Source organism: Pseudomonas sp. PA-4-8C (assembly GCF_021606625.1).
Lineage (GTDB): Bacteria > Pseudomonadota > Gammaproteobacteria > Pseudomonadales > Pseudomonadaceae > Aquipseudomonas > Aquipseudomonas lactis.
On sequence record NZ_WKCD01000247.1, the window covers coordinates 1 to 8409 of the forward strand.

Genomic DNA, 8409 nt, shown 5'->3' on the forward strand with positions numbered 1-8409 from the left:
GTCGGCCACGGTACGGTTGGCCGCCTGAAACGGTGTAGCGGCCACTTCCCCCGCCACGGCCGCCGCAATAGCGCCGCGGTGTATCAGGGCCACCGGCAGGTAGGCGTGGTCCGAGCCGATATCGGCCAGGCGGGCACCCGCCGGTATGTGCGCGGCCACGCGCTCCAGGCGCTGAGACAAGGTGTGTTCGTTCAACGGTGATTCCTTAAGAGTGCCCGGAAAATCTATCCCGGCTGTTGGTCAAGTGCAGCACCATGGCCGCGCGCGCGGCGTCTGGGTCCTGGCGCTTGATGGCGTTATAGATCGCCTCGTGCTCCAGGTTCGCCAACTGCCCCAGTTGGGCAAAGTCCGCGCCGCCGCGCTCGACGGCATTCACCTGGGTGCGCGGAATCATCGCCGTACCCAGGTGCTGCATGATGTCGGTGAAAAATGTATTGCCGGTGGCTTCGGCGATCAGTTGGTGAAAGCGCTTGTCCTCCTCCACACAGCTGTCGTTATTGGCCAGGGAGGCTTGGTAGTCGTCCAGCGCCTGGCGCATGTGGGCCAGTTGTGCCTCGCTCCTGCGCAGCGCGGCCAAGGCCACCGCTTGCACTTCCAGGCCCAGGCGCAATTCGAGCATGTTGCGCACGCTGGCGACTGTGTCTACATGCAAGCGCAGGCCTGGCTGCGTGTGCTGCTCGAGCACAAAGGTTCCAATGCCGTGACGCGTCTCCACCAGCCCCGACGCCTGCAACTTGGACAAGGCTTCACGCACCACGGTGCGGCTCACCCCATGCTCAAGCACGATGGTGGATTCGGACGGCAGTTTTTCACCCGGCTTGAGTTGCCCCAACCGGATGCGCTGGGTCAGTGCCTCGACCACACCCTGGGCCAGGTTGGCGGAACGTTTACGCACAGGCGGTGTGCTTTTAATCGGCATCGAGACGGGTCCACGGGGTTGGGCTGGGGGGAGCTTATCACCCTGAGCGCACGGGGCGACGGGTGGCGGAGAAAAACACCTAACTTGTATGACAACACACTCATCCCAACTCACCCGAGCCTGTCTTCGCTTTGAGAGAAGCGCACACCCCGAGCCGTCACCAGCAGGGCAAAACCCAATAAAATCTGGAAAATAACCAAAATAGCCAATCTCAATACCGGCTTATAAGAACAAAAACAGCTCTCACAGGATTGCGGCCTTCAAAAAACAACTTGTATGATGTCCGTCAACAAAACACCAAGCCCGCATAAAAATAATCAGGGGGAGTTTTCATTCGTGAAGCATTCAAGCCCAGCCTCAGCCGCACCCGAAAGTGATTCAGCGCTCGCCCGCGCCGTGAGCAAAGTGAAGGGCCATGTGCTCCCACTGTTCGTGGTCATGTTCATCCTCAACTACATCGACCGGGTCAATATCGGCTTCGTGCGCACGCACATGGAGCATGACCTGGGCATCGGCGCAGCCGCCTACGGCTTCGGCGCCGGACTGTTCTTCATTGGCTATGCGCTGTTCGAAGTGCCGTCCAATATGCTGCTGCAAAAAGTCGGCGCGCGTATCTGGCTGACCCGCATCATGTTCACCTGGGGCATCGTCGCCACGCTGATGGCGTTCATCCAGAACGAAACCCACTTCTACATCTTGCGTTTCTTGCTGGGCGTGGCGGAGGCCGGTTTCTTCCCCGGCGTGATCTATTACTTCACCCGCTGGTTGCCCGGTGTGGAGCGTGGCAAGGCCATCGCGATCTTCCTCAGTGGCTCGGCGGTGGCGTCATTGATCTCCGGGCCGTTGTCGGGGGCCTTGTTGCAGATTGAAGGGCTGGGCTTGCACGGCTGGCAATGGATGTTTGCCATCGAAGGCCTGGCATCGGTGGCGCTGGGTTTCTTTGTGTGGTTCTGGCTGGACTCCAAGCCCCATGATGCCAAGTGGATGACCCGCGAAGAACAGGACGCCCTGGTTGACGCCATCGACCAGGAACAGCGCGAACGTGAAGCCCTGACCACGGTGAAGCCGACCATCGGCAAGCTGCTCAAGGACCGCCAGATCCTGCTGTTCTGCGCTCTGTACTTCTGCATTCAATTGACGATCTATGCCGCGACCTTCTGGCTGCCGAGCATCATCAAAAAGATGGGCGACTTGAGTGATGTGCAGGTGGGCTTCTTCAACTCGATCCCCTGGCTGATCTCGATCATTGCCATGTACGCGTTCGCCTCGCTGTCGGGCAAGTTCAAGTTCCAGCAGGCCTGGGTCGCAACGGCGTTGTTGATCGCCGCGGCGGGGATGTTCATGTCCACCACGGGCGGGCCGATCTTCGCCTTCGTTGCGATTTGCTTTGCGGCCATCGGTTTTAAATCCGCGTCTTCGTTGTTCTGGCCGATCCCCCAGGGCTACCTGGATGTGCGCATCGCCGCCGCCGTGATCGCGCTGATCAACTCCATCGGCAACCTGGGCGGGTTTGTCGCGCCAACCACCTTTGGCTTTCTTGAACAAACCACCGGGTCAATCCAGGGCGGGCTGTATGGCCTGGCCGGCACCTCGGTGCTGGCGGCCATCCTGGTGTTCTTCGCCAAGACTTCACCTTCTGCCGTGTCGGCCGCGCCAAGCGCTGTGACCACCCGCACCCCTCTCAGCAAACCCCTTTGAGCCCAGTCAGGAACTTGCCATGAATACCCCTATAGTCACCCACTTCCAAGTCATCCCCGTCGCCGGCCACGACAGCATGTTGCTCAACCTCAGCGGCGCCCACGGCCCTTTCTTCACGCGCAATATCGTCATCCTCAAGGACAGCAGCGGCAACACCGGCGTGGGCGAAGTGCCAGGCGGCGAGCGCATTCGTGAAACACTGGAGGACGCGCGCGGGCTGGTGATCGGCCAGCCGATTGGCCAATACCAGCGCGTGCTCAACCAAATGCGCAGTACCTTTGCCTCGCGGGATGCTGCCGGACGTGGCCTGCAAACCTTCGACCTGCGCATCACCATCCACGCCGTCACCGCCATGGAAGCCGCCCTGCTCGACTTGCTCGGTCAATTCCTTGAGGTGCCGGTGGCGGCCCTGCTCGGCGAAGGGCAGCAACGCGACGCGGTGAAGATGCTCGGCTACCTGTTCTATGTGGGGGATCGCAACGCCACCGACCTGGACTACCGCAACGAGGCCGACGCCGATGACGACTGGTTCCGCCTGCGCCATGAAACAGCCCTGACCGCCGACGCGGTGGTGCGCCTGGCCGAAGCGGCCAAGGCCAAATATGGTTTCAACGATTTCAAGCTCAAGGGCGGCGTATTGAGCGGCGACGCGGAAATCGAAGCCGTCACCGCACTGGCCGAGCGTTTTCCCGATGCGCGCATCACCCTCGACCCCAACGGCGCATGGTCGTTGAAAGAAGCCATCCGCCTGTGCCGCGACCAGCATCATGTGCTGGCCTATGCCGAAGACCCCTGCGGCGCAGAAAACGGTTATTCAGGCCGCGAAGTCATGGCCGAATTCCGCCGCGCCACGGGCCTTAAAACCGCCACCAACATGATCGCCACCGACTGGCGGGAAATGGGCCACGCCATCCAGCTGCAATCAGTGGACATCCCCCTCGCCGACCCGCACTTCTGGACGATGCAAGGCTCGGTGCGCGTCGCGCAAATGTGCAACGAGTGGGGCCTGACCTGGGGCTCGCATTCCAACAACCACTTCGATATTTCCTTGGCGATGTTTACCCAAGTGGCGGCGGCCGCCCCCGGCGAGATCACCGCCATCGACACCCACTGGATCTGGCAGGACGGTCAGCGCCTGACACGCGAACCGTTGAAGATTGAAGGGGGCTATGTGAAAGTGCCGGCCAAGCCTGGCCTGGGTGTGGATATCGATATGGACGCGGTGGCCAAGGCTCATGAACTATACAAAGGCATGGGCCTTGGGGCGCGGGATGACAGTGTGGCGATGCAGTTTCTGATTCCGGGTTGGGGCTTTGATAACAAGCGGCCTTGCTTGGTGCGGTAAATCGGCTTTAGGAGCGCTCAGCGCAATTTGAGCGTGACGCAAAAAATCCGATGCCCAAACAGGCATCGGATTTTAGTCAGATCAGAAGCTTAGCGGTTTGACCTCTGGCACGTCTGCCAGAGCCCTCTTTGCGCTACTGCCGATTAGCGACCTCGAACTCCGCCGCATCCTGCTCCAGGCCAGAGAGATCAGTGCCATTGATCATCGGCCCATAACGGCGGCTGAACTCCCAGTTGTAGGGCACGCGGTCTTTGCTGATCCCGTTGTCCCAATTCACCGACCAGGTCATCAGGCCCTTGATCGACAATCCTTTGTCGTGCAAACGCTTGAATGTATTGGTCACGGCTGTTGGGTTGATCACATAACCGGTGGCAGCCGCGTCGACGTTCGCGGGCAGGCCAATGACGAACTTATCTGCCGGGATCTTGGTAAACCCACGCGTTCCGCTCACCAGACTTTCGGTCAGGTAATACAGGAAGTCCTCTTTCATCGCGTCGTTGTTCTGGGCAATCCAGGCGCCGTTGCCATTGTTGACCTCCTGCACCCAGATGCCGTCGCCACCCTGGTTGTAATACTGCGGGGCGATGAAGTCGTAATAGCCTTCCAGCGCCTGGATGTAACCGACGTATTTGCCGGCGGTGGTGAGGTACGGAAACTCCGGCGCCATGCTGATGATGAAGTGTTTGCCTTGACCTGCGTAGTGGTCCTTGACCAATTTCAACGCGGCGGGCAGGACAGTCTTGTTGTCGGCGAAATCAATCGCGCTCTGTTCAAGATCGATATCCAGGCCATCAAAGCCATAGGTTTCCACCAGGCGGATAATCTCGTTGGCCAGTGGCTGTTCGTTGCCTTTATGCAGTTCGATGTGTGCATCGGCGCCGCCAAGGGAAATCAGCACCGCCCTGCCCTGGCTGTTCAGCACACCCACCTGGTGACGGAACTCGGCGTCGGACAGGTTGTACGGCTTGAAGGTAGGGATACCGTTGCCCTTCATGAAGGCCACGGCCACCACGTTGTAATCCTTTGGGACATCCGCCAGGCTGATATTGGCGAACTGGCCACGCTGGTAGCCATCGCTCGGGCCGGCAGGCCAGTTGTGCCAGAAGCCCATGAGGATCTTTTTGCCGGCAATGCTCGGCATCAGCGAAGCGGCATCGTTGAGCGGCGATTGCAATGAGGTAAAGTCAATCTTTGACATGTTCTAATCCTTCAGAACGTGTGGGTTTAACGGTGCGGGCTTATTTGAAGTCCACATCGAAGGCTTGATAGAAGGCGTTGCCGGTGTTGGCGACGATCCACATCAACACAATCACATGCTGGCCCTTTTTATTGGCCGGCAGTTTCACTTCATGATTGACCTTGGCCTTCAGTTCGCCTGCATGGCTGTAGTACGGCACCTGGGCATAGAAGTCTTCAGCGAACGGCTGGGTTTCCAGTTGCGCGCGGGTGATGCGCTGTTTCGGATCCCAGCCATCCTTGGTGATCAGCCAGCGATAGCCACGGGTGGTGTGCGGCGCGGTGTATGCCCAGGTGACCTTGAAGGTCTGACCCGGCTCGACATTGAGCAACGGCCAGGTGAAGGCGCGGCCGAGTTTCTTGGCCATTTCCTCGTGGGTGAAGTTGACGCAGTCACGGGCATCGGTCTTGCCACCGCTGAGGATAAAGCCGTCGGCGGGAGGGGTGACGCTATCACTGTCGGTTTGATAAGGCGCCGGAAACGGACCGGCCGTCAGTGCCGGGAAGTTCTTGCCGCCTTCCATTTCATTGACCTGCCAGGTTTCCAGCAGGCCAAGATCCACGGCGACTGCGCCACGGCTGGAAGGGGATGTGACACGACCATGGCGAAGCGGTGTCTGGGTTTGTGGTTTGTTCATGTTGTAACTCCATTGATTTGATTAAGAACTCTCCTTTCTTGAAGGAGAGGACCTCAACCTAACGGAGTTGCTTTTTTTTGCCAGAGGCGCATTTTTCGCTCATTTTCGGTTCATGAGCGCGAAGATCCGCAAATACTGGATATATAAACAGTGTTATAGGGAAACCCTTACGCTACCAGAGGTCGATTTCCTACAAGACCATGCGCATTTCAATACAGCTTCTCTGTACCGATGGCAGCCGTTTTTTTAGGGGTGGTCGCGGTAATCGGTCGCACCGTCAGTTCCACGCCCAATGCCAACATCAGCTTCTGGACCGTCTCATAACGTGTCTTTGATCCGCCTTTCAGGGTTTTATACAGGCTCTCCCGATTCACCCCCGCCGCTTCGGCAACCTTGTTTACACCCAGGGCCTTGGCAACCTCGGCCAGCGCCTTCATAAGGACGTGTGGGTCATGGCACGCCATGCTTTGCGCAAGATAGGCACTGATGGTTTCCGGGCTATCAAGGAAACGTGAAGCCTCATAGGCGCTGCTGCCGGATGTATCCAACTCGAGGATCGGCATGTCCTCTGGTTTGAATGTCGACTTACTCATGTCATTGACCTCTCAGGGCATCGAGAATCTCTTTTGCCCGCTTGATTCCTCGGGCGTCCCGCCGATCGTATTGGTCATAGATTCAAATGTAGCCTACTGGCTACTTCTTGTAGATGCCAGTGAATTTTTAATGTCGGTGTGCACCGCCAGAAAAAATCCTAGTCCAGCCGCTGCGCAGGCAGCCGAGCAATACTATTAGCGCTTATGTCCTCAAGACCGAAACGTTGCGTCGCGACTGTAGGAGCGAGCTTGCTCGCGAAGAACGTAAAGATAAGGTGTGCATCCAGAGTGAACGCGGCGCCTATGATTTTTTCGCGAGCAAGCTCGCTCCTACAGGGAGTGGGTGAGTGGGCCGGCGTTGATGTGGACCCGTCCTACAGCAAGCTTCACCACCTTGCTCCATTGCCTACAGTTGCGTCAGAATCCGCCGGCTTGTGCGCTTGGATGGGCGTCTCTAAGGTGGCCCGGTCGCTGACAATTCAGTGATCGGGTTTAGTAGCCCGAGGGTCAATTACACTTAGTGCATGAGCTTCATCTATCAGACATTCCTGTCTGTGCCTGATGGTGGCTGTGCGTAGGGCGCCTTCGGGTGCGCCGGCTTTGTGTAATTCCCCGGTCTACTAACCTGCGTACAGCTGCCACCCTTTCGTTTAGTAGCGAAACGGTGTCGGCCCCATTCAGGAATTACGCATATGTACAAAGTCACCCCAAACCCTCCAAACGATCCAAACCTGAAGCTTGATCAGGCAGCCCGTCGTGCGATCGATCACGCCCTCAACCCCAACGCCGAACCCTCTCCTCCACCCTCGACACCGCTGTTCAGCGTTGCCGACGATGCCAGCAATGAAATGCTCGTCGCCAATAGCTATGAAACCTTTTCCTCAGTAACCGCCCTGCTGCTCGACCTGTCGGATGAACTGACCGGTAAACAGCGCGACGTCGCGTTGGCGATTCATCAGTTAAGTGAGCTGGGAATGTTGTTGGTCGATAAGTTGATGGAGCGCGAGGCGGCTGTAGCAGCTGGCTAAACGTTCAACACGCCCAAAAAAAGCCGAGCCGTCGCGCCCCAAGACGACTCGGTTTTTTTTTGCCAAAGCAGGGGTTGACCTTAAAGCGAGGTTTAAGGTGAGCATGCACCAACCGACAGGATTACTGGACCCTGGATCATGCTCAAAACCCTTATTTCTTTTGCGTTGGTAGCGATAGGTGGCGCGCTTATGACATTTGCACAGGCTGAACCCGGCCCTTCCACGGCCGCTGCGAACAATCGCCAGATCCTGGTGATCATGACCAACCACGCCAGCTACCCCTCAAGGGCCGATACCACGGGCCTCTGGCTGACTGAGCTGACGCATTTCACCGAGGTTGTGGAAGCCGCTGGCTATACGACGGTGTTTGCCAGCCCCAAAGGTGGCGCTGTGCCCCTGGACGAGCGCAGCCTCGGTTGGCTGTACATGGACAAGCCGGCGCGTGAGCAGTTGCAGTCCCCAGCCTTTCGCGCCCGGCTGCAAAACACGCTGCCCATCGCCAATGTCGATCCGTCGCAATTTCGCGCGATCTACTTCACCGGCGGCCACGGTGTCATGTGGGACTTCCCAGGCAACCTCGACCTGCAACGTGTCGCCCAAACCATTTACAACCAGGGCGGCATCGTCTCGGCCGTGTGCCACGGTGTGGCGGGCCTGCTGGACCTGAAGGATGAACAGGGCAACGCGATCATCAAGGGTAAAAACATCACCGGCTTCTCCAACCGCGAAGAACTGCTGTCGGGCATGAAGCGTGAGGTGCCGTTCTTGCTTGAAGACCGGCTGCTGAGCCAAGGGGCGCGTTACCGCAAGGGCTGGGTGCCGTTCACCTCATTTGTCATCACCGATGGCCGCCTGATCACGGGCCAGAACCCGCAATCGCCCAGGGCCGTCGCACTCGCCGTGATAACCGAGCTGTCCCACGAACGATAGAGCCTAGGCCCCACCCGTAGCC

Annotated in this window: 8 protein-coding genes and 1 pseudogene; 4 read left to right on the forward strand and 5 right to left on the reverse strand. The window is 58.4% G+C overall.

The window, feature by feature from the left end; genetic code table 11:
• A partial coding sequence (locus tag GIW04_RS24450) for a tRNA (adenine(22)-N(1))-methyltransferase TrmK (protein WP_236479277.1) occupies window positions 1-195 on the reverse strand: 195 nt, incomplete at its 3' end.
• A gap of 10 nt (window positions 196-205) precedes the next feature.
• Window positions 206-919, reverse strand: coding sequence for a FadR/GntR family transcriptional regulator (locus GIW04_RS24455; RefSeq protein ID WP_003192677.1), 714 nt, complete (start codon window positions 917-919; stop codon window positions 206-208).
• A gap of 336 nt (window positions 920-1255) precedes the next feature.
• Between GIW04_RS24455 and GIW04_RS24460 the strand changes: the two genes are divergently transcribed.
• Both GIW04_RS24460 and gudD read left to right on the forward strand, forming a co-directional pair.
• Complete coding sequence (locus tag GIW04_RS24460; protein WP_120248972.1) at window positions 1256-2617, forward strand: MFS transporter; 1362 nt, start codon at window positions 1256-1258, stop codon at window positions 2615-2617.
• 19 nt (window positions 2618-2636) lie between these two features.
• Entirely contained in the window at window positions 2637-3962 is a 1326-nt protein-coding gene (gene gudD / locus GIW04_RS24465; RefSeq protein ID WP_003192683.1) for a glucarate dehydratase, read from the forward strand.
• Window positions 3963-4158: 196 nt separating this feature from the next.
• Here the strand turns inward: gudD and GIW04_RS24470 are convergent.
• The 3 genes and pseudogenes from GIW04_RS24470 to GIW04_RS24480 form a co-directional block, all read right to left on the reverse strand.
• Window positions 4159-5160, reverse strand: a pseudogene (locus tag GIW04_RS24470) (chitinase); the annotation flags it as partial.
• 40 nt (window positions 5161-5200) lie between these two features.
• Window positions 5201-5836, reverse strand: coding sequence for a lytic polysaccharide monooxygenase auxiliary activity family 9 protein (locus GIW04_RS24475; protein ID WP_056785932.1), 636 nt, complete (start codon window positions 5834-5836; stop codon window positions 5201-5203).
• 209 nt (window positions 5837-6045) lie between these two features.
• Window positions 6046-6429, reverse strand: a complete 384-nt coding sequence (locus tag GIW04_RS24480) for an addiction module antidote protein (RefSeq protein WP_120248953.1) — start codon at window positions 6427-6429, stop codon at window positions 6046-6048.
• A gap of 692 nt (window positions 6430-7121) precedes the next feature.
• Here GIW04_RS24480 and GIW04_RS24485 point away from each other — a divergent pair.
• Together GIW04_RS24485 and GIW04_RS24490 are read left to right on the forward strand one after the other, a co-directional pair.
• Window positions 7122-7457: a DUF6124 family protein gene (locus GIW04_RS24485; protein WP_032902107.1), complete on the forward strand. Its 336-nt coding sequence runs from the start codon at window positions 7122-7124 to the stop codon at window positions 7455-7457.
• Window positions 7458-7646: 189 nt separating this feature from the next.
• Window positions 7647-8387 (forward strand): type 1 glutamine amidotransferase domain-containing protein, encoded by a 741-nt coding sequence (locus GIW04_RS24490; RefSeq protein ID WP_019817545.1) that lies wholly within the window; start codon window positions 7647-7649, stop codon window positions 8385-8387.
• Window positions 8388-8409 lie beyond the last annotated feature (22 nt).